Below are 1,196 nucleotides of genomic sequence, written 5' to 3' on the forward strand. Positions count from 1 at the left end.
CCCCCCATCCCCCCATCATCGGGCAGAACCTTTTATTTCATGTAGGCAATGGTAACACCTGTTCCACCATCATTTTGCGCTGCTGGTTCGTAATGACTAATTCTCGGATGCTGTTTCAAATAAGCGTGAACTCCTTGGCGGAGTTTTCCGGTTCCGTGTCCGTGAATTATCCATATCGCTCTTGCAGCTTCTGAAATCGCTCTATCTAAAACTAATTCAGCTTCTGCTACTCGTCTACCCCGTAAATCTACTGTATTCTTAGAAGTTCTAATTAAAGGCTCTTTCTCTACAGGAGTCTCTTGTGGTAATACTTTCGCGGCTGGTTTAGCTTTAATCGGCGACTGCGCTTTTTCTCCACTTAAAGATTCCACGTCTTCTAATTTGACCGTCATTTTCATGATGCCAAAACGAACGTTAAATTCTCCATCTTCATCTGGAGCTGTTAATACTTCTGCGGTTTGTCCCAGTCGCGGAATACGTATCCTTTCACCGACTTTAGGCATAAAGCCTATTTTCTGTTTTGGTGCAGCTTTGGGTATAAATTTATCTGCTAATTGATTTATATCTTCGGTCGCTTTTTGAGCATCTTGGGCAGTTGATTTACCTTGTTGCAAACGCTTAATTACCGTTGCTATTTCACCTTTAGCCGCAGCAATCGCTTGCTGTACTGCGATTTCCTGAGAAGCACGTAAAGATTTTTCCCTTTCTTCTAAGTCTCTGGCTTTTGTCGATACTTCTTGATAAAAACGTTCTGCTTGCTGCAATAAATCCTGGGCTTGTGCTGCTTTTTCTTCTTGACGACGACGTTGCGCTTCTAATCCGGCTATGACTTGATTCACTTCATCTGTTGCACCTCCCATTTCATCTTTAGCTTTTTCTATGACTTCTGCTTTTAATCCCAAGCGAGAAGCAATGGCTAAAGCATTGGAACGTCCGGGAATTCCCCAGAGTAAACGGTAAGTTGGTGACAATGTTGCTTCATTAAATTCTACTGAAGCATTTTCAAAGCGTTCGTCTTGATACTTTAATGCTTTGAGTTCACCGAAGTGAGTTGTGGCAATGGTCAACAGTGAATTATCTGCTAGATAACGCAACAACGCAATGGCTAAAGCACTACCTTCTACCGGATCTGTACCTGCACCAACTTCGTCAAGAAGTACTAGGGAGGAGGGAGGAAGAAGGGGAGAGGGGGAGAG

Annotated in this window: 1 protein-coding gene; it reads right to left on the reverse strand. The window is 43.3% G+C overall.

The annotated features are described in order from the left end of the window. Positions 1-32 precede the first annotated feature (32 nt). Positions 33-1,196, reverse strand: a 1,164-nt coding sequence (locus IQ247_RS32205; protein WP_193926245.1) for an endonuclease MutS2, incomplete at its 5' end; no start/stop codon positions are given.

It is taken from the genome of Plectonema cf. radiosum LEGE 06105, from assembly GCF_015207665.1.
In the GTDB taxonomy this organism is placed as follows: Bacteria; Cyanobacteriota; Cyanobacteriia; order Cyanobacteriales; family Nostocaceae; genus Rivularia; species Rivularia radiosa_A.